At 54.6% G+C, this 23,709-nt stretch carries 20 protein-coding genes; 2 read left to right on the forward strand and 18 right to left on the reverse strand.

The window, feature by feature from the left end; genetic code table 11:
- Window positions 1–121 precede the first annotated feature (121 nt).
- The 7 genes from WA429_RS17675 to WA429_RS17705 all read right to left on the reverse strand — a co-directional run bounded on the left by WA429_RS17675 (window position 122) and on the right by WA429_RS17705 (window position 8,266).
- Window positions 122–679 (reverse strand): hypothetical protein, encoded by a 558-nt coding sequence (locus WA429_RS17675; RefSeq protein WP_287466236.1) that lies wholly within the window; start codon window positions 677–679, stop codon window positions 122–124.
- Between the two features lie 46 nt (window positions 680–725).
- Window positions 726–1,154: a universal stress protein gene (locus WA429_RS17680; protein WP_068519566.1), complete on the reverse strand. Its 429-nt coding sequence runs from the start codon at window positions 1,152–1,154 to the stop codon at window positions 726–728.
- 14 nt (window positions 1,155–1,168) lie between these two features.
- Complete coding sequence (locus tag WA429_RS17685) at window positions 1,169–3,772, reverse strand: TRAP transporter permease (protein ID WP_287466235.1); 2,604 nt, start codon at window positions 3,770–3,772, stop codon at window positions 1,169–1,171.
- Between the two features lie 196 nt (window positions 3,773–3,968).
- Window positions 3,969–4,946, reverse strand: coding sequence for a TAXI family TRAP transporter solute-binding subunit (locus WA429_RS17690; RefSeq protein WP_068519564.1), 978 nt, complete (start codon window positions 4,944–4,946; stop codon window positions 3,969–3,971).
- A gap of 204 nt (window positions 4,947–5,150) precedes the next feature.
- On the reverse strand, window positions 5,151–5,981 hold the full coding sequence (locus WA429_RS17695) for a 3-keto-5-aminohexanoate cleavage protein (protein WP_287466234.1): 831 nt from the start codon (window positions 5,979–5,981) through the stop codon (window positions 5,151–5,153).
- Window positions 5,981–7,357 (reverse strand): aspartate aminotransferase family protein, encoded by a 1,377-nt coding sequence (locus WA429_RS17700; protein WP_287466233.1) that lies wholly within the window; start codon window positions 7,355–7,357, stop codon window positions 5,981–5,983. The genes WA429_RS17695 and WA429_RS17700 overlap by 1 nt, the downstream gene beginning before the upstream one ends.
- Window positions 7,358–7,390: 33 nt before the next feature.
- A complete protein-coding gene (locus WA429_RS17705) occupies window positions 7,391–8,266 on the reverse strand; it encodes a MurR/RpiR family transcriptional regulator (RefSeq protein ID WP_287466232.1) in 876 nt (291 codons plus the stop codon).
- Between the two features lie 278 nt (window positions 8,267–8,544).
- Here WA429_RS17705 and WA429_RS17710 point away from each other — a divergent pair, with 278 nt between their 5' ends.
- Window positions 8,545–9,639 carry a response regulator gene (locus tag WA429_RS17710; RefSeq protein WP_287466231.1) on the forward strand — a complete coding sequence of 365 codons (1,095 nt, stop codon included), beginning with the start codon at window positions 8,545–8,547 and terminating at the stop codon, window positions 9,637–9,639.
- Window positions 9,640–9,667: 28 nt separating this feature from the next.
- Here the strand turns inward: WA429_RS17710 and WA429_RS17715 are convergent, their stop codons facing one another.
- Window positions 9,668–11,527, reverse strand: a complete 1,860-nt coding sequence (locus WA429_RS17715) for an asparagine synthetase B family protein (RefSeq protein WP_336107699.1) — start codon at window positions 11,525–11,527, stop codon at window positions 9,668–9,670.
- A gap of 5 nt (window positions 11,528–11,532) precedes the next feature.
- Entirely contained in the window at window positions 11,533–11,844 is a 312-nt protein-coding gene (locus WA429_RS17720) for a ribbon-helix-helix domain-containing protein (RefSeq protein ID WP_287466230.1), read from the reverse strand.
- Window positions 11,845–11,919: 75 nt separating this feature from the next.
- Here WA429_RS17720 and WA429_RS17725 point away from each other — a divergent pair, with 75 nt between their 5' ends.
- Window positions 11,920–12,705, forward strand: coding sequence for a phosphodiesterase (locus WA429_RS17725; protein WP_287466229.1), 786 nt, complete (start codon window positions 11,920–11,922; stop codon window positions 12,703–12,705).
- On the opposite strand, the gene queG is transcribed toward WA429_RS17725, so the two are convergent.
- From queG to WA429_RS17770, 9 genes are all read right to left on the reverse strand, one after another.
- The gene (gene queG, locus WA429_RS17730; protein WP_287466228.1) at window positions 12,706–13,860 is read right to left on the reverse strand and encodes a tRNA epoxyqueuosine(34) reductase QueG; all 1,155 of its coding nucleotides are present in this window, start codon (window positions 13,858–13,860) and stop codon (window positions 12,706–12,708) included.
- Between the two features lie 117 nt (window positions 13,861–13,977).
- On the reverse strand, window positions 13,978–16,410 hold the full coding sequence (locus WA429_RS17735) for a TonB-dependent siderophore receptor (RefSeq protein WP_287466227.1): 2,433 nt from the start codon (window positions 16,408–16,410) through the stop codon (window positions 13,978–13,980).
- A gap of 245 nt (window positions 16,411–16,655) precedes the next feature.
- Window positions 16,656–17,714, reverse strand: coding sequence for a FecR family protein (locus tag WA429_RS17740; protein ID WP_287466226.1), 1,059 nt, complete (start codon window positions 17,712–17,714; stop codon window positions 16,656–16,658).
- A 94-nt stretch (window positions 17,715–17,808) separates the two neighbouring features.
- Window positions 17,809–18,333 carry an RNA polymerase sigma factor gene (locus WA429_RS17745; RefSeq protein WP_068519556.1) on the reverse strand — a complete coding sequence of 175 codons (525 nt, stop codon included), beginning with the start codon at window positions 18,331–18,333 and terminating at the stop codon, window positions 17,809–17,811.
- A gap of 210 nt (window positions 18,334–18,543) precedes the next feature.
- Window positions 18,544–19,011, reverse strand: coding sequence for a preQ(1) synthase (gene queF / locus WA429_RS17750; RefSeq protein WP_068519555.1), 468 nt, complete (start codon window positions 19,009–19,011; stop codon window positions 18,544–18,546).
- 10 nt (window positions 19,012–19,021) lie between these two features.
- Entirely contained in the window at window positions 19,022–20,164 is a 1,143-nt protein-coding gene (tgt, locus tag WA429_RS17755; RefSeq protein WP_287466225.1) for a tRNA guanosine(34) transglycosylase Tgt, read from the reverse strand.
- A gap of 6 nt (window positions 20,165–20,170) precedes the next feature.
- On the reverse strand, window positions 20,171–21,223 hold the full coding sequence (queA, locus tag WA429_RS17760; RefSeq protein ID WP_287466224.1) for a tRNA preQ1(34) S-adenosylmethionine ribosyltransferase-isomerase QueA: 1,053 nt from the start codon (window positions 21,221–21,223) through the stop codon (window positions 20,171–20,173).
- A gap of 91 nt (window positions 21,224–21,314) precedes the next feature.
- Window positions 21,315–21,860 (reverse strand): VUT family protein, encoded by a 546-nt coding sequence (locus tag WA429_RS17765; protein ID WP_068519726.1) that lies wholly within the window; start codon window positions 21,858–21,860, stop codon window positions 21,315–21,317.
- Between the two features lie 233 nt (window positions 21,861–22,093).
- Complete coding sequence (locus tag WA429_RS17770; RefSeq protein WP_068519552.1) at window positions 22,094–23,620, reverse strand: inorganic phosphate transporter; 1,527 nt, start codon at window positions 23,618–23,620, stop codon at window positions 22,094–22,096.
- Window positions 23,621–23,709 lie beyond the last annotated feature (89 nt).

Consider the following 23,709-nt stretch of genomic DNA (forward strand, 5'->3'; position numbering starts at 1 on the left):
TCGAACTTGGTTCTCACGGTTTCTTTAGCCCGCCCGACGACTTTGATCTGTCGTCTTTATTATCATCAAGATGAGTAAAAGTGACCGTTCTTTCAATCAGTTTGAGGATTTAAATCCGGTTTTACCCGACCAAATCATTGTGAAGTCGCGATAACCGGGGCAATTGCCGGGCGCTGACCATACACAAAGCTCTCACACAACAGTGAAACCATGTGACGCCGCCCGCCTGCCATTTTGGCCCATAGTGCCTGCACCGATCGGCAGCATCGCCGTCGGGCTTTGATCGAACAGGACCTTTCAGAGAGGCAAGAATGACCAAGAAATCACAAAGCTTCGCCAAAAAAGCATTGCTTCCGGCACTGGCCATGGGCACCGGCATTGCAATGGCAACCCCGATGGCAATGGCAGCGCCGCTTCCGTCGCCGACCGCCGAAGTGGCAAGTTGCACGGCCAATCCCTGTGCGGCGAACCCGTGCGCTGCAAATCCGTGTGCGGCCAATCCGTGTGCGGCGAAAAAAATCGTCAATCCTTGCAGCCCGTGCGCAGCCAATCCCTGTGCAGCAAATCCGTGCGCTGCGAAAAATCCGTGCGCTGCAAATCCCTGTGCCGCCAACCCATGCGCAGCCAAATAAGACCTTTCGCGTCCCGGCGATGTTCCAAAGACAAAGGGGCGATGCATTGCATCGCCCCTTTGCACATACCGGCTTTGATCGGAAAAGCCGAAATCAGTCGCGTACCACCATCACCGAACAATCGGCATGGCGGACAACGCGGGCCGCGTTCGGCCCAAGCAGATAGTCTTTCAGTTCCGGACGATGGGCACCGATCACGATCAGGTCGCAATTGGTTTTCTTGGCCATCTTTAGGATCACCTCGTACACGGTGCCCTGCCCCACGATATGCTGAACCTTGATATCGGAGGGGATATGTTCGGACACAAATTCATGCAGCCGCTGGTTATAGGCTTCAAGAACCTTGCCTTCATATCCCTTGGGGAAGAACTGCCCGACCATTGACATGCCCACAGACGGCACCACGGTCAGAACATGCAAACGCGCGCCAAAGCTTTGCGCCTGCTTGATCGCGACCGGCACGGCCTTCTTCCAGGAAGACTCATGATCAAGGTCTACTGTAACCAGAATATCCTTATACATGTTCATTCTCCCTATCAGGCTGTGCCAAGCGCTTCTTCACTGCGCTTGCGACGGCGTTGCAGAACAATGATCCCACCCAGCAACAAGAATGCCGGGATAAAGAACACTTCCTTGGGCATGCGATCAGCTTCGACCTTTACTGCGGTGATTTCGAAATCGAAATCCAGGCCGGCTTTTTCGGCCGGTCCGGCAAAGACCAGATCGTCAATGAAGATGCGACCATCTTCGTTGCGAACGGCAATACCCGCATTGTAAAGGCGGTCCTCACCCGAACCTGCCGGACCAAGCGGCAGCATCACGGATTTGGAAACTTCTTCGCCTTCGATATTGATGCCTTCAACATCCAGAAGAATGCTGGAATTTTCCGGCATGCCTTCGGCATCTTCGATGATCGATGCTGCCGGAAGGTTGTCATAAGGCGGCTCGATCAGATCAAGCCAGAAACCCGGACGGAACAGGGTGAAGGCAATCAGCAGCAATGCCGCACTTTCCCAGAGCTTGGACCGGGCAAAGAAGTAGCCCTGCGTTGCTGCGGCAAAGACCAGCATGGCTATTGTCGAAACAATGATCACCATCACCACATCCACCGGATGATCCAGACCGATCATCAGAAGCTGGGTGTTGAACAGGAACAGGAACGGCAGAACCGCGGTACGCATCGAATAGAAGAATGCCACCACACCTGTTTTCATCGGGTCAGATCCCGATACCGCGGCCGCGGCAAAGGACGCCAGACCAACCGGCGGGGTCACATCGGCCATGATCCCGAAATAGAACACAAACAGGTGTACTGCGATCAACGGCACGATCAGGCCGTTTTCCGCGCCAAGTTCGACAATCACCGGCGCCATCAGGCTGGAAACCACGATATAGTTTGCCGTGGTCGGAAGCCCCATGCCCAGGATCAGGCTGATCACCGCCGTAAAGATCAGGATCAGCATCAGATTGCCGCCCGAAATCAGTTCGACGAATTCAACCATCACCTGTCCGATACCGGTCAGCGATACGGTACCGACGATGATACCGGCCGCCGCCGTCGCGACACCGATGCCGATCATGTTACGGGCACCGGTCGCAAAACCGTCGATGACATCGGCAAAGCCCTGTTTGAACTCGGCTGCATAATCCGCGGTTTTGCGGAAATATGCCTTGGCCGCATGCTGGGTCAGCATGATGAAGATCATCAGAACCGTCGCCCAGAAGGCCGAAAGTCCCGGTGATTTCAGCTCGATCATCAGGAACCAGACCAGAACAACCACCGGCAGCAGATAATGCAGACCGGCCTTTGCCGTTTCGCCAAGTTGCGGCAATTCGACAACCGGCTGGTTCGGATCATCCATTTCCAGATCGGGATATTTCGCCGCGTAATACAGACCCGCCAGATAAATCACCGCACATTCAATGGCGACGACCCAGCCAACGGCGGCCCCAAACAGCTGTTTCTGGAAGACGATGGCATAATAAACCAGCCCCGCCAGAACAATCAGCGACAGCACAAACATCAGCGACCGGATCAGGGTCTGCGACAGCGTCGAGGTCACGCGTTTAGGCAGACCTTTCATGTTCGCCTTAAGTGCTTCAAGGTGAACGATATAGATCAGCGCGATATAGGAAATCGTTGCCGGCAGGAAGGCATGCTTGATGACTTCCGGATATGGAATGCCGACATATTCGACCATCAGGAAGGCAGCAGCCCCCATGACCGGCGGCATGATCTGACCATTGACCGAGGATGCGACTTCGACCGCACCAGCCTTCTCGCCCGAGAAGCCGACACGTTTCATCAGCGGAATGGTGAATGTTCCGGTGGTCACAACGTTGGCAATCGACGACCCGGAAATAAGACCGGTCATTGCCGATGACAGAACAGCGGCCTTTGCAGGACCACCGCGCATGTGACCAAGGGCGGCAAACGCCACCTTGATGAAATAGTTGCCTGCACCGGCTTTATCGAGAAGCGATCCAAACAGCACGAACAGGAAGACGAAGCTTGTCGAAACGCCAAGCGCGATCCCGAATACGCCTTCGGTCGTGATCCACTGGTGCGACATCGCCTTGGAGAAGCTGGCCCCGGCCCATTGCAGAACTTCCGGCACCCAGGCAGCATTCCCGAAGAAGACATACACCAAGAACAGGACCGCAACACACATCAAGGGCGGGCCAAGTGCACGGCGGGTTGCTTCAAGCAACAGCACCAGACCGGCACCGGCCACAACCAGGTCCTGGGTAATCGGAAGTCCCGGACGCCCGGCAAGGTCGCGGTAAAAGATGTAAATATAGGCAGCACAAAACGCCGCAGCAGCCGCCAGAACCCAGTCAAGGATCGGAATATAGCTGCGCGGCGATGTCTTGAAGGCCGGATAGGCCAGAAATGCAAGAAAGACGGCAAAAGCCAAATGGATCGACCGTGCCTCGGTCGAGTTGAACACGCCAAAGCTGACAAGATAGGGCAATGGTGATGCCAGCCACAGCTGGAACAACGACCACGCCACAGCAACATACAGCAAGACCTTTGCTGTCATGCCGCTCGGCTGGCGCGCACCTGTATCATTTTCTGCAATAAGATCCTGCAGGTCCTGATCAGACGCACCCTGGTTCGCGTTTTTCACGTCGGTCATTACAAACTCCCGGTCTGAACAAAGATTTTTGTTCTGGTCTCCAGAATCAAAAAATCTCCGTCGACACACACCCGGTCGCCCACGGAGTACCCTGGTATCGATCAACGATACCGTTTAATTCAATTTTTTGGTCGTACCCAGCGGGCGAAAGAAAGAAAAACGGAGGGCAGAAACCTGCCCTCCGTTCCTGCCTGAATTACATCAGGCCTGCTTCTTTGTAGTATTTGACAGCGCCGTCATGCAGCGGTGCCGACAGGCCATCTTTGACCATTTCTTCTTTGACGAGGTTCGCAAAAGCCGGATGCAGCTTTTTGAAATCGTCGAAGTTGTCAAAGACTGCTTTAACAACGTGGTACACAACGTCCGCATCGGTTGCGGTCGAGGATACGAAGGTTGCGCCAACACCAAAGGTTTTGACGTCATCCGGGTTACCGCGATACATGCCGCCCGGGATGGTGGCAACACGGTAATACGGGTTTTCGGCAACCAGTTTGTCGATGGCATCGCCAGCAACTTCAACCAGAACCGAATCACAGGCAGTGGTTGCTTCCTGGATCGAACCGGACGGGTGACCAACGGTGTAGATCATCGCGTCGATCTTGTTATCGCAAAGCGCCTGGGACTGCTCAGCCGGCTTCAGCTCGGATGCCAGTGCGAAATCGTCAAGGGTCCAGCCTTTGGCTGCCATAACGATGTCCATGGTGTCGCGCTGACCCGAACCCGGGTTACCGATGTTCACGCGCTTGCCTTTGAGGTCGTCAAAGGTTTTGATGCCGGCATCTGCACGGGCAACAACGGTGAACGGCTCCGGATGGACGGAGAAGACCGCACGAAGATCTTCGAACGGACCGACTTCGGAGAATGCTTTCTCACCATGCAGGGCATAGTACTGAATGTCGGACTGGGCAACACCAAGGTCCAGTTCGCCCGAACGGATGGTGTTGATGTTGTAGGACGAACCACCGGTGGATTCGACCGAGCAACGAATGCCGTGCTCTTTACGATCCTTGTTCACCAGACGGCAGATCGCGCCACCGGTCGGGTAGTAAACGCCGGTTACGCCACCGGTACCGATGGTGATGAAACGGTTTTCCTGTGCTGATGCCTGACCAGCAAAAAGCGATGCGCCAGCAATCGCTGCCACGGCAGTCGCTACTGCAATTAGTTTTTTCATTAGGATTAGCTCCCTTGTACACCCTGTTATAAGGCATCCAACCATTCTGGACGGAACAGTCGAATTATAGGGAAACACCAGTTAAATCAGGTGTTTCGACTTCCAGATTATAGGGTTGGGCGCTTTGAATTTAAAGCCCATAACCCCAAAACCTCCTGATAAAATTCAAACTTTCAGCATTTCAAGTGCTTGCGATGAGGCCTCCTACCATAATGGTTGCATGATCTGATTTGCTTGTTCGCCTGTCGCGATCTTGCGGCCCATCAAACGCGCACCGTCTCGTGCCTGCGCGATAAGGTCAGCATTACCCTGCGCCAATGATCCGTCAACCTTAAGATGATTATTCTCAAATCCGATACGCCCGTGACCACCCAGTCCGGCCCCGGTCAGGATGCATGCATTTTCAAACGCACCAAACGCACACAGCATCCATTCCGACACATACGGGCTGGACCCGATGAATGGCAGCAACTCGACAGGATTGGACATCTGACCAACCGTGTAACGTCCCAGCACGAAAAGAACCGGAAACTTTTCGCCGGGCAGAATACCTGCTTCGACCAGCTGGTTGAAACGCGCGACATCTTCGGGGGCATAAAGGATGAATTGCGGCAAGATACCCGCTTCACGCATGAATTCGCAAAATGCCCGGACCTGATCAAGGTCGGCATTTGGCGGGGCGATTTCACGAATGGCAATCGACACCGCATCAGGCACAAGCGCACGCACCATGGCCATCTGCGCATCGGCATCATAGATGCCAACCGCCTCGGTCGTGACCTGCAACAGCATGTTCGGGCCGACGGCATTGCGCACCTCTGTCAGCATCTCGCGATAGCGCCCGGCATCCAGACTGTGTTTCTGATCATCATCACGCACATGCAGATGCATCATTGCCGCCCCGGCCTTCTGGCAGGCAACCGCCTCGCGGGCGACCTCGGCCGGTGTGATCGGAATGTTGGGAAGATCGGTTTTGGTCTTGCGCGCACCGTTGGGGGCCGCCGCAATCAGAAACGGGGTTTCACCATATGCCATCATGCCAGCCCCTCGGCGGCAAAGACGTCATCCAGTGCAGTTGCAAACAGATCAATAATCTTTGCAACATCATCTTCGGTGACGATGAACGGGGGCGCAAACAGCACATGATCCCCGCGCACGCCATCAATTGTGCCCCCCATCGGATAGGCCATAAGACCACGGGCGAACGCCGCCTTTTTGATTTTCGCATTGATCTTGAGCGCCGGGTCAAACGGGTCCTTGGTTTCACGGTTTGCGACCAGTTCGACCCCTCGGAAAAGTCCGCGTCCGCGAATATCGCCAACAAACGGATGCTGCCCAAGCTTTGCCTGAAGCCCGTTCACAAGGTTTTCCCCCTGTTTGACCACATTGCCAAGCAAGTCACGATCGCGGATTGCCCGCTGGGTTGCCAGTGCCGCCGCACAGGCCGTGGCATGCCCCTGATAGGTATGGCCATGCTGGAAAAAGCCCGAACCGGTTGCAATGGCGTCATTGATCTTTTTGGAAACCAGAACCGCACCAATCGGCTGATATCCAGCGCCAAGTCCCTTGGCAATTGTTTGCAGATCGCCAGAAATGCCTTCCTGTTCGATCGCATGAAGGGTTCCGGTACGCCCCATGCCGCACATCACCTCATCAAGGATCAGCAACACACCGTACTGATCGCAAATCTCGCGAATGCGTTTGAAATAGCCCGGCACCGGCGCCAGGGCACCGGCCGTCGCACCGACAACCGGCTCGGCCACGAAGGCCGCAACACTATCGGCGCCAAGTTCAAGGATTGCGGTTTCAAGTTCATTGGCCACACGAAGACCATAGGCCTCCGGCGTTTCATCCAGGCGCTGGTCCCGATACTGATACACTGGTGCAATGTGACTTGCGGTGATCAAAAGTGGCTCGAACTGTTTGCGTCGCCACATATTGCCGCCCACCGACAAGGCACCAAGCGTATTGCCATGATAGGACTGGCGACGTGCAATCACGTATTTGCGGTCAGGCTGCCCGATTTCCAGGAAATACTGACGCGCCATCTTAAGGGCGGCTTCGGTTGCCTCCGACCCGCCAGACACAAAGTAGACCTTGTCCATACCGGCCGGTGCGTTGGCCACCAGTTCATCAGCCAGTTCTTCCATCGCATCCGATGAAAAGAACCCGGAATGGGCATAGGCAATCTGATCGATCTGGGCATGCATTGCCGCACGAACATCCGGGTCGGAATGACCAAGGCATGACACAGCCGCACCGCCACAGGCATCAAGATAGCTTTTGCCATTCTGATCAAAGATATAAATGCCTTCACCGCGAACAGCACGCGGCGGTGTCGCCGTACTGGAACGATGCAGAACACGGGTGGTGGCATTGGGAACGGGATTGGTATTTGACACAGTCGTCATCTTCGGAAATCCGTATGGGGCTGCAGTTTTGCCCTAGTCTTCAAAATAGGTATCGAAAGCAGCAAGTTGTTCTTCTGCTGCGGAAATCCGCTGCAGGGCCTTTTGACCGCCACGCGCGACAAGCAGGGCAACAAGCGCCTGCATGACCGACAACGCAGCGGTAAAACTTTGGAAAAATGATTGCGACGTATCGCGCACAACCAGTTTGGTCATGGCATCAAGTGCAATCGGGGAAACGTCTGAATCACTGATTGCGATTACCGGGCAATGCTGGCTGCGCGCGAAATCAACGGCGCGGACCGTATCGCGGATATAGGGTTTGGCCGCCACCGCAATCATCAGATCGCGACGCCCGATACCGCGCAATTCATCCCCGAATGCGCCGGCATGACCATCAACCAGCACACCGTTATCGCGAAACAGCCGATAGGCATAGGCAAACTGATATGCCGCCGGATACGCAGCCCCGCGCCCGACAATGTAGACATGGCGCGCATTTTCGATTGCGGCACATGCCCTGATCATACCAGCCATCAGATCGGGATTGAACGCAGCGCCGATATTGTCGATTTCGGTACGCGCGATGCTTTCAAGCAAATGTTCGTCACGATTGGCATCATGTTCGGTACTTTGCGTTTCACGGGCCCGCTGGGCATAGCTTGCGGGCTGATCAAGCAACCGGTTCTGATAGTGATCGCGAAATTCCTGCCATGTACCAACCCCGATCGCCCCCATCAGACGGCTGATCGTGCTGGGCGGAACATCCGCAGCCGCGGCAAGTGCGCGCATCGACCGCAAGGCGACCTCGTTGGGATGATCCAGAATATAGCGCGCCGCTTTCTGCATCTGCGGACTTAGCTTGCCATAGTCGGAAATCAGTTTTTCGCGCAGATCGGAATACAAACCCATCTATCAGGCACCTTTGTGCAACAGGACACCTGAAATTACGCCACATGACTTCGCACTTCGCAACATATGTTTCACTCGCCGCAATCATTGAAACACATGTTTCAAACAAGTGTTTCACGCGTTTTGAGTGACTTAGATCCGTGACTGTTAAAAATCATGGACTTATTAGAAAAAACTGTAACAATATTAGGAGTCATACAAGAAACGTGAACGTTTCACCCAAAAAGAATCTTTGTGCCTTTTGGTAAGGGACTGGGCACCGAATCGGTAGGTGGCCAATGGAACATCGGATTATTGATGCACTTGCGCAGACGCAAGCAGGCATTGCTCTTTTTGACGCGGACGAACGGATTGTCTACGCCAATCCGGCGTGGGAGCAATTGATCACCGGTGTTGCCGAAGAAGATCTGATTTTCAACGAAACCGAACTTGCCGATGGCGGCATGATTTCCGTTTGCTTCGTCAAACCACAGCTTCTGCCGCTTGATAAAATCAATCTCGAAAATTCGGCCAATGATTCCAAAATCGGGACCGTCATCATCGCCGATGACAGCGAAAGCAACCGCATGGTCGCCCGTCGAATTCTTCAGGCCGAAGGATACAGCATCGTTGAGGCAAGCAGCGGACAAACGGTTCTGAACATGCTGCGCCGCGGGGTCAATGCCGACCTGATCCTGATGGATGTTGAAATGCCCGATATGGACGGCTTGCACACCACCCGCCGTATCCGCCACATGGCAGGACCGGTTTCACAGACCCCGATCATTGCGCTGTCGGCACATCAGTCGCGTGACTGGAATGTCATTGCCCGCCAATCCGGGGTCGATGAATTTATCAACAAACCGATCCAGCGCGAAAAGCTGATCGAAACCATGCATGACCTGATTTCGCGTGCACCGGGAACGGTCAGCAACGCCCAGTCTAAAAACTCGCCCCCGCCGCATCTAAGGAGCAAAAGCGCCCGCATTGGTCGCCCGCCACGTCCGGAGTCCCCGACAAGCCCGGTACTTGATATCCGTGTTCTTGAACAACTTTACAATGATGCCGGGGATGAAGGCGCAAAATGCGGCATCGACATATTCATCAATGAAACGGAATCACGGCTGGTCAAAATCGACAAGGCCCTGTCAGAAGATGATCTGAAAACCGTGCGCAACGAAGTCCATGCCCTTAAAAGCACATCGGGGACCTTTGGATTACGTCAGTTGTCGGAATTGTGCGAAACGACCCAGTCGGTGTTTGAAGACAGCAACCTTGACGAAGAACGCGTGCTTTCATTGTCGCGCCAGGTCGTTCAGCTGGCGCCAACCGCGCTGACCGCCCTTAACCTGTATCGCCGGTCGCGCAATATTGCCGGTGACAGCACGGCATAGGGCAAAACCACGCTGTTCCTGCCACTGACTATTTCCCGTTGCGAACCATTGGCCACACTGCCCAAACCAGAAGCGCCCAAACACTAAGCGCCATGTCCATATCCCGTCCCGATATGGCACGCTTCCAGCATTTGCGTTGTTCGGCCGATGTCACACCCGCATGCGCAAACAGGTTTTGCAAAATCCGGGTCTCGTTCCCCCAGATATATGGCCCCAGCATCGCCAGCCAGTTTGCAACAGGCGGATTAAATCCGATCTTGCGATTACGCAGATGCCAGTCCGGAAGAAATGGCGCAACGACTTCACGCCAGACCACTTTAGCGCCCCCGCGCAGGTGGGATATCGCCGGCACCTGGGATGCTTTGCGTACAATATCATGGCCCAACAATGGTGGCCGATATTCTAGCCCGAACGCCATCCCGCAAATATCAGCCATGACAAGCTGATTACCGGGCAAGGTCACATCACGATCAAACGTCATCATCTGATCGGCTAGCGGCCTTTTAACGTCAAAACCGCCATCCTCGGGATGCCACCCCGCCGTCAATTGCCCAATCGCACAACGGTTATTCCAAACCGCAAATGCAGTCTTTGCATCCCCTTGGCCGCCAATCAGGAACCGCGACAATGCGCGACTGCCAATCCCCTGTCCGGCATGTGCCGATAATCGCCGCAGGCTTGCTGGCAGATAGTGCCAGGCACTGTCAAACAACCGTGCGGCGCGATATCGCGGGTAACCGCCAAACAGCTCATCACCGCCATCGCCACTTAGACAGACCCGCACATCCCGCGCCACCCGTTCTGACAGCTTCCAGTTCAAAATGATCGCAGGATTGGCGAAGGGTACGCCGACGGCTCCGAGTGCCGCTGTCAGAATATCAAAAATCTCGTCCGCCTTTTGCGGGGCCGACACAATGTCTAACTCAAGCCCGAGATGCGCACACAATTTACGTGCCGCATCGGTTTCATCACGTGCCGGGTCATCAAACCCCATCGTGAATGCAGGTGGCGGATCACGATCATGCGCGCGCGCAATGTCGCATGCGATTGCCGCTACACCGGCACTATCAAGCCCGCCTGAAACCAGACAGCCAAGGGTGCAATCAACATCCATCGCATCGGCAACCGATTGACGAACATGTTGGCGCAAATCCGCGATTACATCGGGCATTGCCTGCCGCGCGCGCTCGGCTGTTGCCGGATGGGCGATGATACTGCGCGATGTTTTGCCATCCTGCCAACACAGGACCGTTCCCGGCTTCAGACGTTCTGTCTGGCGAATACCGCTTGCCGGGGCTGGCACGAACAGATGGGCAAAGTAATCTGATGCTATGCTGTCATCGAATTGGCCTGCCCGTATTTCATCAAGTGCCGCCAGTTCCGACGCAAAGGCAATGTCACCATTGGTGCGATGCGCAACATAAAGCGACTTGATCCCCAACGGATCGCAGGCCAGCCAAAGCCGCCTTTGCGTCCGGTCCCAAAGTGCCAGCGCGAACTGCCCGGAAAGACCGGTCAGAGTATCGGCAACGTCGCAGTCATCCGCAACGGCACGCGCCAGCACTTGCAAGACAAGTTCGGCGTCACTGGAACTGCGCGGCAAACCACCATCATTTGTCCGGCGGGCAATCTTGCGGCGGTGAGCGGCAATATAGCCATTAAATACCAGAACGAATTTCCCGTCTGATGTCACCAATGGCTGATCCGCAGATGGATCGGGATCCGTGGTCATGAGCCGCGCACAGGCAAGTGCGACCGTTCCACTCATGGCATCATTCTGCTCTGTCCATATTGCTTGATGGTCAGGGCCACGATGGGACAGTTTTTGCAACATGCGCGCCATTGCCGGCTGATCAGTTGGTGCTGTTAGCCCGGCAATACCACACATCGACCTTATGCCTGTTTGTCCGGACTGGGTGCATCATCGGGTGCGCCTGTTGCACCGGGGCCAGTTTGAGCTTGGCCGGTCGTCTGATTTAACGTTTGGCTGGCAAGTCGGTTTTGAAGGTCACGCAACACATAAAGGCGAAGCGCACTTGAAAGATTGCCGTCGCGATCGGAATCAATTTCGACAACAAGCTCCGCCAGGGTCACGTTACGGCGTTCGGCAATACCGACCAGTTCCTGCCAGAACGCATCTTCAAGCGAAAAGCTGGTTCTGTGCCCGGCAATTGTCACTGATCTTTTACGAACGCTGTCATCCATCGGCGTTTATATCTTTTCATGTCTGGGAAAAACGAACATGATTTCAAATGCTTTTGATCATGATAGGGCATCGTCATGAAATTCATACATCTTTCCGATCTTCATATTCTGTCGCGCAACGACATGTCGCGTAAGCCCGATGCTGCGGCAACGCTGCGCAAGGTTATTGGCGAAGTCAATGCACTGCACCCTGATGCGGAAATTTGTGTAATTACCGGGGATATCACCCATCGCGGTACACCCGAACAGTATGAACATGCTGTTGATATCCTGTCGGATCTTGCCATTCCCTATCTGGTCATTCCGGGCAATCATGACATTCGCGAAGCATTCCGCGATGCATTCCCGACCACCGATATTGATGCCAACGGCTTTGTCAATTTCGGTCAAACAATTGGCGGGGTTCGCTTTGTGATGATGGACAGCATCGTTCCCGATCATCATCACGGCACGTTATGTGATCGTCGTCTTGCATGGCTGCGTGACGAACTTGCCGCCCATCGCGATACCCCGACTTTCCTGTTCATGCATCATCCGCCCTTTGAAATGGGTTTGCCTTTCATGGATACGATCCGGCTTGATGTTGAACATGAACTTGGCGAAATCGTTCAGGCAAACCGACAGATCAAACATCTGTTCTTTGGCCACCTTCACCGGCCGGCAACCGGAACCTGGCTTGGTGTGCCATTTGTTCTGGCCAACAGCACCCAATGCGGGGAGCCGCTTGATTTCCGCCATGAAAAGGAAGAAGAACTCGAAGATCGCAACCCGCTAGGCCCGGGCTATGGCATCGGCTTTACCGATCCCAAGGGCGGACTTCGCTATCACTTTGATTTTGTGAAATTCGATATGAATTTGTAATCAGGCCGCGACCGGCACCAAATCCCATTCGTCGCGCACAATCGGGCTTTGTTCAGTGTCATAATGTTCAGCCTTCAGGGCATCAAATGCCGCTTTGCTCATCAAACGCGAAAGCGCCCAAACGGCACTGGCACGGATCAGCGCACTTTCATCGGCAAGCAAGGCTGTAATTTTCGGGATCAGCCGTTCTGAGCAGCTGTTGCCTGCGGCGATCAGAACATTGCGCAAAAACTTTGCCCGTCCAATGCGCTTGATCGGCGACCCGGTAAAGAATGCCCGAAATGATGCATCATCAAGATCAAGAAAATCCGCCAGTCGCGGTGCGGTCAGTTCGGCACGCGGGATGAAGGCAAGTTCTTCGGTGCGGCTGGCAAATTTGTTCCAGGGACAGGCCGCCAGACAATCATCACAGCCATAGATACGATTGCCCATTGCCGTTCGGAATTGACCCGGGATCGGCCCGTCATGTTCAATCGTCAAATAGGAAATGCATTTGCGCGCATCAAGCTTGTAAGGCGCCGGAAAGGCATTAGTCGGACAGGCTGAAAGACATTTCGAACATGACCCGCAATGATCGATTTCCGGTTCTGCCTGTGCAAATTCGATGGTGGTAAAGACCTCGCCCAGAAACAACCAGCTGCCAAATTCCCGCGAGACCAGATTGGTATGCTTGCCCTGCCAGCCAATCCCTGATGACTGGCCAAGCGGCTTTTCAAGGACAGGGGCGGTATCAACAAACACTTTGACCTGTTCTGTTCCACCGGATTGTTCAACCAGCCAGCGGGCCAGCTGTTTCAGGCGTTTTTTGATCAGGTCGTGGTAATCCTTGTTGCGGGCATAAACCGAAATCATAGCCCGGTCCGGGTGATCAAGCAGCGCCATCGGATTTTCGGCCGGGCCATAATTGCTACCCAGAACAATCACCGATTTGACATCCGGCCACAGCATTTCCGGATCGCGCCGGCGCGGCAGACGTTCGGGATCATTCATCCAGGCCATCGACCCGTATTCACCCGCGGCAACAAATTCATCCAGACGCTGCTGATTGCGCGGGTCAATTTCCGGACGCGCCACCCCACAGACATCAAAGCCGATTTCACGGGCTTTGGCCTGAAGCATGTCAAAGGTGATGGTCTTGCGCGTCTTCGTGGTCATGGCATCAGTCGGGCTTGTCTTGTTTGGGCCTCTCTCTGCTGCCTTATATAATCATCTGCCTGAAACGCAAAAGGCCGCAGCACGATGCTGCGGCCCTTGATTGGAAAGTAGTGCTGATCAGAACCGATAGCGTACGGTCGCAAGGATCGAACGTTCTTCGCCATAGTAACAGTTGTCCGATGACGACGTGATCAAACAGGACGCGACATATTCTTCGTCAAGCAGGTTGTTCACATTGACCCGAAGATCGGTGTTTTCAAGACCGACATTGGCCATGTCATAGTTCAGCGACAGGTCAAAGATGGTGTAATCCGGAACCGTTATGGTGTTGGTTTCATTGGCTGCCATTTCACCGACAAACCGCGCACCGGCACCAATGGACAGGCCATTCAACGCCCCGGAATAGAACGAATAGTTGCCCCAAAGTGATGCCATATGTTCAGGCACCTGCATCGGCTGTTTGCCGTCCTTGGTATCGCCCGGCGCGTCATAGGCCGCGTCGGTATAGGTATAAGACGCCATCACACTCAGGTTTTCGTTCAGGTTCGCACGCGCTTCAAGCTCAAGCCCCTGACTGACGATCTTGCCGACCGGATCATAGGCATAGGTCGATGAATCGTAAATCGCGACATTATCCTGCTCAAGATAGAAGGCCGCCGCACTCAAAAGAAGGTTGCCGTTCTCAGGTTGGTATTTCACACCCGCCTCATACTGCGTGCCTTCTGACGGTTCGATCGGGTTGCCCGCGACATCGGAATAAAGGCTTGGATTAAAAGATTCGGAATAGCTGACATACGGTGCGACACCATTATCAAACAGATAAAGCACCCCTGCCCGCTTGGTGAGTTTCTGACGGTCTTCACCGGTATTTTTCTGTGTCAGACGGTCATGCTTGGTGGTCTCGACCCAATCCTGACGCAAGCCAAGGGAAAAGCGCCATTTTTCGTATTCCAACTGGTCTTCAAGATAAAGACCGGCTTGTTCAAGCGTCTGCACTTTGCTGTTTGTCGGCGCGCCGATGGTCACACCCGTGTTGCCATATACCGGGTTAAAGGCATTGATGCTGGATGCACTTGGGAACTGCCAGGCATTTTCAACGCGGCGATGCTGATAATCAAAGCCACCCAGAACGGTATGGTCGATATCCGCTGTCGCAAATTCGGCCTGAAGCTGGTTGTCGACGGCATAGGCGCGCATGTCTTCGTCACCACCGCCATAGCGCCGGTTCAGGTTATCAGACGATCCATCCCAGCCAGTCTGATAGATCTGATCGATATGGACCGATGCATCAAGAAAGCGGAAGTTCTGGCGCGCTGTCAGATTGTCATCAAAATCATGTTCGAACTGATATCCGACCATATTCTGGGTTCTTTCGAATGCTTCGAGCGACGGGTCACCATCAAAAAATCCGGTCGAGATGTATTTGCCATTGCGCGGGAACAAGGTGCCCTCTGAGGGCAACCCGTTATGGGTTCCGCCTTCGGGATCCTTTTGCAGATATGCCATCAGGGTAACACGGGTATCATCCGTGAAGTTCGCCGTCAGCGAAGGTGCAATCGCGTAACGTTCTTCTTCGGTACCGGTATATTGGGTGTCGGCCGCGTCCGCCTTGCCCGTCACGCGAAAGGCAAGCTTTCCGGCGTCATCAAGCGGACCGGTAAGATCAAAACCGATACCGCGTTGATTGCGGTTACCATAGGAAACCTCAATCTCGCCCTGCTGTTCGAACTGCGGCTTTTTGCTTGAAAGCGCAACGATCCCCCCCGGTGAACTGCGTCCGTACAGGACAGATGCCGGGCCTCTGACAACGTCTGCGCGTTCAACAAAATACGGGTCGATCTGCATCGAGCTATATGTCGAGTCATCGCCCATGGTTTTCAGGCCATCGAGATAAATATTATCAATCGACCGGTCGACCAGGCCGCGCAGGATCACATAATCATAGCGGTTTGATGCCCCGACCTGTCCGGTAAAGGCACCGGGGGTATAGCGCATGGCCTGCATGATGGTTTGCGAACCCTGATCTTCCATCTGATCCTGCGTCACAACCGTGATGCTTTGTGATGTTTCAAGGATCGGTGTCCCGGTCTTGGTCGCGGCCAGTGATTTCGTGGCGATATATCCCTCAACAGGGCCATCCGCCTTTTCGCCGACACTGTTTGCCTCAATCCGGATGGCGTCGGTGACGTTCTCGCCAGTTTCGGAAAGCGGCTCAATTGTAATCGTGCCACCATCGGTGTAGCGCCAAAAATGACCCGTTCCGCTCAGAAGACGATCAAGAGCCGCATCAACAGTCATCTCACCCCTAAGTTCCGGGGCTTGCAGCCCGTTCAGTCCCTGGGACGGGAAAAGCAGCTTCAGGTTGGCCTGATCGGCAAAACTGGTCAACGCACGGTCAAGTTCCTGTGCCGGGATATCAAGGCGTACGACAGTCGACTGCGCGACTTCAGCATCAATCGATACCGGTGCTTGCTGTTCGGTTGCCTGTGCGACGATCGGGCACGTTGCCGTGATCCCCGAGATCACCGTGGTTGCAGCCAGACGGCGCATCCATCCATTACGTAAAGCCCCACTCCGCTGCACAGATTTTTGACTGACTGCGGCCTGCGCCATCATATTCGTTGAATTCATCATAAGTCTTCCGGTCATTCCCCTGTTTGCGAATGATTATAAGAACCGAAATCATTCGCTTTTGACCTTAAGACGATCTGACCCAACGCGATTTGCACCGGATTTTTCAATTTTTTTCGATTTTATTGGAAAACGCCCGAAAACCGGCCAGCCGGGAACAGGATTTAGTAGATCACCGTCAAAAGCGGCAACCTGACAACCCGGGCATTCATTGCCTGTTCCAGCGTATCAAGCAATGCATCAAGATCGGCAATGTCAAATACACCGGTAACTTTCAAGTTATGGACCGCATCACGGGCAATGACGATGCGTTCGGCCTTATAGCGCTGAACTTCATCAATCACATCGCCCAAGGGACGGTTGTTAAAGATCAGCTTGCCGCGTTGCCAGCTTCCATACGCTGCCAGGTCAACGGTTCCATCTGCCTGCGGGCCGCGACCATTCTGATAAACGGCGCGATCTCCGGCCAAAAGGCGTATGCTGCTTCCGACACCGGTACTGACTTCAACGATACCTTCGCGCACCGTTACGTTCACATGATCATCTTTGATGCGAACGCCATAGACGGTACCAACGGCCATGGCTTCGCCACCCTGGGCGGAAACGATAAAGGGATGTTGTGCATCCTTGGCCACATCAAAGATCACCTCGCCCGCGGCCAGATCAACCCGTCGCACCCCGTCAGAGAAATCAATGGAAAAGGCCGACGCCGTATTCATGTGGGCCACCGTACCGTCCGGCAGATTGACGGTTTTAGCCCCCCCGATATCAGTGCTGTATTGTGCATTCCAGCGTGCCCAGATGTCGCTTTGCATACCAGCCCCGGTCACAATCATCAGAACAAATGCACAAAGCGATGCAGCCGTCAGGGCAAACCGGCGTGTGCCAAACCTTGCAACAGAACGGGCTGCCGGACGCCGGTTTGTTCGTGCTGGGTTATTTGGCTTTACTGCATTGGGTGACAATGGCGCGACGTGCCCCGTCCAGTCCTGCGCGGTTTGCGTTTGATCGACCGCCCCAAACAACGCCTCTGCATCGCGGACTGCGCGCATATGCGCATCACTTTGGGCGGACCATTTGGCAAATGCCTGACGATCATGATCCGTCGCATCATCGGATTGCAGACGCACAAGCCAGTCAATGGCCTGATCGCTTAATGCGACCATGTCATTGTCATAGCCTTGCAGAACTGGCTGCTGATGTGCGGATGCACCCGAATTCAAAGTAACCGTCCCCGATCCTGTGCCGTCTTTGATAAACGGCTATTCCTGTTATTAAGACGAGTGAGCAGAACAAATGATGCCATTTTTTTTGACATTATTTTTCGCCCCCTGCCAAAAGCGCATCACGGCAATGCTTTAAGGCGCGACCAATATATTTCGCGACCATGCTGTTGGAAACACCAAGTTTCTCGGCAATCTCGGTATGGGACAATCCTTCTACCCGAAACATCAGCAATGCTGCACGGGCATTTTCCGGCAACTGGTTCAATGCCTGATCAAGCAGTTTGACCTGTTCACGCGACAGATAAATTCTTTCCGGGCCGGGTTCGGGATCACTGATCTCCGACGCACCATCTGCGCCATCATGATGGGCGGATTGGCGGCGGTCACTTCTGATCTGATCAATCGCAAGGTTCCCGGCCACGCGATAGATATAGGCCCGGGGATTGTCGATTTCGTCGTCAGTATCTGGCGTTCTGGCAAGGCGCACAAAGGTGTCCTGGGCAACATCGGCGGCACGTTCGGAATCACCATTCAGCTTTCGGGTCAGAAACCGCAAAAGCTGTTCATAGTTTTCCTGAAAACTCGCAATAAGGACTGATGCGCTTTGGCGCGCCATCGCCGTTTTCCAACCAAGCCAGTAACACAAACCCGGCAGGTTCCCCTGCCCGGCTTCTGACTTAGCAGGATCAATTGAAAATGACAATGCGAATAATTATCAACAACTGATCATACCCTTACCAAAATCGCACGAAAAAGGCCGCCTTGCGAAACAAGGCAGCCCTTTGAATTCTTGCCCCGGCCCGGAAAACCAGACCGATGCGCCAGACTATCCGCGCCCGCGATACGGGGCAACGCCCTGTTCCGGGATCCACACACCTTCGGGTGCGGCACCGGTTTGATAAAACACATCAATCGGAATACCACCGCGCGGATACCAGTATCCGCCAATGCGCAGCCATTTCGGATCAAGCGTTTCAACAATGCGTTTGCCGACCTTGATCGTGCAATCTTCATGGAATGAACCATGATTACGGAACGACGTCAGAAACAGCTTCAGTGACTTGCTTTCGACCAGCCAGTCACCCGGCACATAGTCGATCACCAGATGGGCGAAATCGGGCTGCCCGGTGATCGGGCAAAGGGATGTGAATTCCGGTGCAACAAAGCGCACACAGTAATCCGTTCCCGCCTGCGGGTTCTGAACACGTTCAAGAACGGCTTCGTCCGGGGATGCCGGTTGTACCGTGTCACCGCCCAGCATGGTCAGATTGTCGTAAATGGTCTGATCGGCCATGACAGCCTCCTTAATCTTCGATGATCGGCACGGGATCGATATCCCCGCCTTCCTGTCCGGCATGGAAATCGCGCGCAAAGGCCTCCATCCGGCCTTCGGCAATGGCTTCGCGCATGCCGTGCATCAAATCCTGATAATAGGCAAGGTTATGCCAGGTCAGCAGAACCGCGCCCAGAATTTCACCCGCCTTGATCAGATGATGCAGATAGGCCCGCGAATATTTGGTGCAAGCCGGGCAATTGCACTGATCATCAAGCGGACGATCATCATCGCGATGACGGCCATTCTTAAGGTTCAAGGTCCCGCGATGAGTAAAGGCCTGCGCATTGCGGCCCGAACGGGTCGGAAGAACACAATCAAACTGATCAATCCCGCGCATCACCGCACCAACAAGGTCAGACGGCTTGCCAACTCCCATCAGGTAACGCGGCTTGTTGGCCGGCAGCATATCGACGCAGAAATCAAGCGTATCAAACATGATCTGCTGGCCTTCGCCAACGGCAAGACCGCCAACCGAATGGCCCGGAAGATCAAGCTCGGCCAGCTTTTCTGAACTTTCACGACGCAGGTTTTCAAAAACGCTGCCCTGCTGAATACCATAAAGCGCATAGCCTTCGCGTTCGACAAAGGCGTCCTTGGAACGCGTGGCCCAGCGCATCGACATCTGCATGCTTTCGCGGGCCTGCTGTTCGGTTGCCGGGAACGGCGTGCATTCATCAAAGGCCATGGTGATGGTCGAACCCAGCAAATGCTGGATTTCCATCGAGCGTTCCGGCGTCAGGTTAAACTTGCGCCCGTCAATGTGGCTTTTGAAGGTGACGCCTTCTTCGGTGATCTTGCGCAATTTTGCCAGCGACATGACCTGATACCCGCCACTGTCAGTCAGGATCGGCTTGTCCCAGTTCATGAATTTGTGCAAACCACCAAGACGCGCAATGCGTTCCGCACCGGGACGCAGCATCAGGTGATAGGTATTACCCAAAAGGATTTGCGCACCGGTATCGGCGACGTTTTCCGGCAACATGCCCTTAACCGTGGCGGCAGTCCCCACCGGCATGAAAGTCGGCGTATCGATCACGCCGTGCGCGGTGTGGATGCGCCCCAAGCGGGCCTTGCCATCCTGGGCAAGCAATTCATAGCGAAATTCGGTCATGACAATTTATGTCCGTGCATCAATTTTACTGGCGCATTCAAGCAGACTGCAATCGCCATAAGAATAAAAACGGTATTCGTTTTCGATCGCGTGGTTATAGGCGCCCTTCATGCGCTCAAACCCGGCAAAGGCCGAAACCAGCATGAACAGGGTCGAACGCGGCAGATGGAAGTTGGTCAAAAGCATGTCGACCGCTCGGAACTTATACCCCGGCGTGATAAAGATGTCGGTTTCCGCCTCGAACGGTTCAACCACACCATCTTCGCGCGCTGCACTTTCAAGCAGGCGCAGCGACGTCGTACCCACCGCAACAACGCGTCCGCCATTGGCGCGCGTTTCGTTGATCAGATCAGCGATTTCCTTGCTGATCGATCCCCATTCCGCATGCATTTTATGGTCATCGGTATCATCAACCTTGACCGGAAGGAACGTGCCCGCCCCGACATGCAGGGTAATGGTGCGGCGATTGATCCCGCGTGCATCCAGATTGGCCAAAAGTTCCGGGGTAAAATGCAAGCCCGCTGTCGGGGCGGCCACAGCACCATCTTTTTGCGCAAAGATGGTCTGATAATCGGATTTGTCCTGATCATTGCCGCCGGCTTCGCGACGGATATAGGGCGGCAACGGCATGACACCGTATTTTTCAAGTGCCGCGATCAGATCAGCACCCGAACGGTTGAATTTCAGCGTAACCTCGCCGCCATCCTTTTTATCAAGCACTTCGGCTTCGAATTCGTCATTGACCTTGAAGGTTTCCCCGATCCGAAGCTTTTTGGCCGGCTTTGCAAACGCCACCCATTCGGCCAGTCCTTCCTGCTTGTGCAGGGTGACTTCGACCTTGGCGTCACCGCGCTTGCCAAACAGGCGCGCCGGGATCACGCGGGTATCATTTGAAATAAGCAAATCACCCGGGCGCAAAATATCGGGCAGTTCGCGCACGATACGGTCGGTCATTCCGCCAGCAGACAGATCAAGCATGCGTGCAGCATCACGCGGATTTGCCGGATGTTCGGCAATGCGTTCGCGCGGCAATTCGAAATCGAACAGATCGACTTTCATGGATCGGGATTATTCCGGTTGATTGGACAAACAATTGAAGGGGCGTTTTATGCGCCCCTTCGTTCAAAACCACAAGGCTTGGCGCGTCATATCAGCCCTGTGCCGGTTCCGCATTCAGGCGCGGCGTTACCACCGCCATCAACAGACGGAACGGCGCAAGACAGGTCAGCGCCATGATCACCTTGGCGGTGAAATCACCCAGTGCCCAGGTATCCCAAGGAAGACCGGTCCCGGCAAAGGCGATCGAAAAGAACAATGCCGTATCAACTGCCGAACCGATGCCAGATGAAACAAGAGGTGCTTTCCACCAGGTTGCCTGACGCAGTTTGTCAAAGATGGTGACATCAAGCATCTGGGCAATCAGGAAAGCAGTACCGGACGCGATGGCGATCCGTGTGTCCGCAAGGATCAGCGACAACACAACAGCCAGGGCAAAGCCCGCCAGCACAACAATACGTGCGGCCCCTGCACCGCGTGCACGGTTGGTCAGATCGGTTACCAGAAACGCCACCGGATAGGTAAAGGCGCCATAGGTCAGCCAATCTGCCAACACACCCGGAAGCGGGTATTCGACCAGAATGTTCGACGCAACAACAGTCGCCGCCATTGCCAGAATGCCGAAAATGATCGCTTTCATCTTTTCGTCCTTCAAAAAGGTGAACCCACGCATAACAAATCTCGCGGCCCACCTTACTGGGCGACGATCAAGACCGGGTTCGGATAACTTTGGTTGGGGCGCTGTTTACGCCCCGCCCCCCGTATGGTCAAGGAAAAACGGCGGCCAGGTTACCCTGACCGCCGCTGCAGATCGCTGCAAGTCGCCCCGGGGAAAGTGGGACGCCGTGCCGCGAAACTTTATTCTTATTGCAATTACAGCATGATACCGCGAATGGTGAAGAACAGCAGCGCCCCAAGGAAGGCACCGGCCGGAACCGTCACCACCCAGGCTGTTGCAATCGTCACCGCATAGCGACGGCGCACCAGAAGACGCTTGCGCAGTTTCTTCTCGGCCCGTTCGGCTTCGTTCGGATCAATCTGACGCAATGCTTCGAGATGTTCGTCGGACTGTTCGCCTTCCGGCGCGTCCACCAGCATCGGCGGTGCCACCTGACGACGACGATGCGACAGGCTTTCACGCAGGAAACCGACACCAAACACCGCGCCGACCGCAATATGGGTCGAGCTGACAGGAAGACCGAGTGCCGAGGCCACAATCACGGTCAATGCCGCGGAAAGCGCAACCGTATAGGCACGGATCGGATCAAGTTTGGTGATTTTGGAGCCAACGGTTTTGATCAGTTTCGGACCAAACAGGATCAGACCAGCCGAAATACCAAGTGCACCAATCACCATAACCCAGATCGGGATCGGGGCCTTGGTCACGATTTCACCGCTATCCACACCTGATACGATGGCTGCAAGCGGGCCAATCGCGTTGGCAACGTCGTTAGAACCGTGGGCAAAGGACAAAAGAGCTGCCGACACAACAAGCGGAATACGGAACAGCGATGCAATTTCCTTGCGCCGTCCGGTCATCGATGCCGATGCACGGATCACGGCCTTGCGAACCGGAATGACCGTAATGAAGAATGCGGCGATACCAATGGCAATCACAACCGGGGTATCGGCCTTCCAGACTTTCTTCACACCCTTCATCATCAGATACATCGAGAATGCCGAAACCATCACGCCCACAAGGATCGGAACCCATTTGCGTGCGGCCGCAACGCGGTCCTCGGTATAGATGATGCGGAATTTGATAAAGGCCAAGAAGCCCGCGGCAATCAGACCACCCAGAACCGGGGAAATCACCCAGCTGGCAGCAATGGTGCCCATGGTCGGCCAGTTGACAGCACCAAGCCCGACGGCAGCCATGCCAGCCCCCATCACACCGCCAACGATCGAATGCGTGGTTGATACCGGCGCCCCGAGCCAGGTCGCCAGGTTCAGCCAAAGGGCAGCAGCCAAAAGCGCCGCCATCATCGCCCAGACAAAGGTCTGTGCATCAGGCATCTGGTTTGGATCGATAATGCCGTTCTTGATGGTCCCGACAACGTCGCCACCGGCAATGATCGCACCTGCGGCTTCGAAAACGGCGGCAATCAACAGCGCGCCAACCATGGTCAGTGCTTTCGAGCCGACCGCAGGACCGACATTGTTGGCAACATCATTGGCACCGATATTGAGCGCCATGTAACCGCCGATCACTGCAGCGGCGATCAGGAAGCCACTTTGCGGCAGTCCGCCCATGTGAAAGGCGACAAACGCACTACAGGCAAGCAGGAAAACAATGGCAAGACCAAGTTTTGCACTGATAGACGCAGTTGCGCCCATCCCGGCATCCATGCGCTTTTGCCACTTGAGGTCCTTATCCAGAGCAGTTTTTTTAACCGACATAATCAACCGTTACCACAAAAGGGAATCGACGCGCGGATCATGTCGAAGCCGAGCCCGTTTGTTAAGGTTTTTTTGCCGTTATATTACAA

It is taken from the genome of Thalassospira sp. CH_XMU1420-2, assembly GCF_037029325.1.
Classification (GTDB): domain Bacteria; phylum Pseudomonadota; class Alphaproteobacteria; order Rhodospirillales; family Thalassospiraceae; genus Thalassospira; species Thalassospira povalilytica.

Coding starts and splice junctions, on each gene's coding strand:
- WA429_RS17675 (WP_287466236.1), bottom strand. CDS start 679: ATGCATCGCCCCTTTGTCTTTGGAACATCGCCGGGACGCGAAAGGTCT.
- WA429_RS17680 (WP_068519566.1), bottom strand. CDS start 1,154: ATGTATAAGGATATTCTGGTTACAGTAGACCTTGATCATGAGTCTTCC.
- WA429_RS17685 (WP_287466235.1), bottom strand. CDS start 3,772: ATGACCGACGTGAAAAACGCGAACCAGGGTGCGTCTGATCAGGACCTG.
- WA429_RS17690 (WP_068519564.1), bottom strand. CDS start 4,946: ATGAAAAAACTAATTGCAGTAGCGACTGCCGTGGCAGCGATTGCTGGC.
- WA429_RS17695 (WP_287466234.1), bottom strand. CDS start 5,981: ATGGCATATGGTGAAACCCCGTTTCTGATTGCGGCGGCCCCCAACGGT.
- WA429_RS17700 (WP_287466233.1), bottom strand. CDS start 7,357: ATGACGACTGTGTCAAATACCAATCCCGTTCCCAATGCCACCACCCGT.
- WA429_RS17705 (WP_287466232.1), bottom strand. CDS start 8,266: ATGGGTTTGTATTCCGATCTGCGCGAAAAACTGATTTCCGACTATGGC.
- WA429_RS17710 (WP_287466231.1), top strand. CDS start 8,545: ATGGAACATCGGATTATTGATGCACTTGCGCAGACGCAAGCAGGCATT.
- WA429_RS17715 (WP_336107699.1), bottom strand. CDS start 11,527: ATGTGTGGTATTGCCGGGCTAACAGCACCAACTGATCAGCCGGCAATG.
- WA429_RS17720 (WP_287466230.1), bottom strand. CDS start 11,844: ATGGATGACAGCGTTCGTAAAAGATCAGTGACAATTGCCGGGCACAGA.
- WA429_RS17725 (WP_287466229.1), top strand. CDS start 11,920: ATGAAATTCATACATCTTTCCGATCTTCATATTCTGTCGCGCAACGAC.
- queG (WP_287466228.1), bottom strand. CDS start 13,860: ATGACCACGAAGACGCGCAAGACCATCACCTTTGACATGCTTCAGGCC.
- WA429_RS17735 (WP_287466227.1), bottom strand. CDS start 16,410: ATGCGCCGTCTGGCTGCAACCACGGTGATCTCGGGGATCACGGCAACG.
- WA429_RS17745 (WP_068519556.1), bottom strand. CDS start 18,333: ATGGCGCGCCAAAGCGCATCAGTCCTTATTGCGAGTTTTCAGGAAAAC.
- queF (WP_068519555.1), bottom strand. CDS start 19,011: ATGGCCGATCAGACCATTTACGACAATCTGACCATGCTGGGCGGTGAC.
- tgt (WP_287466225.1), bottom strand. CDS start 20,164: ATGACCGAATTTCGCTATGAATTGCTTGCCCAGGATGGCAAGGCCCGC.
- queA (WP_287466224.1), bottom strand. CDS start 21,223: ATGAAAGTCGATCTGTTCGATTTCGAATTGCCGCGCGAACGCATTGCC.
- WA429_RS17765 (WP_068519726.1), bottom strand. CDS start 21,860: ATGAAAGCGATCATTTTCGGCATTCTGGCAATGGCGGCGACTGTTGTT.
- WA429_RS17770 (WP_068519552.1), bottom strand. CDS start 23,620: ATGTCGGTTAAAAAAACTGCTCTGGATAAGGACCTCAAGTGGCAAAAG.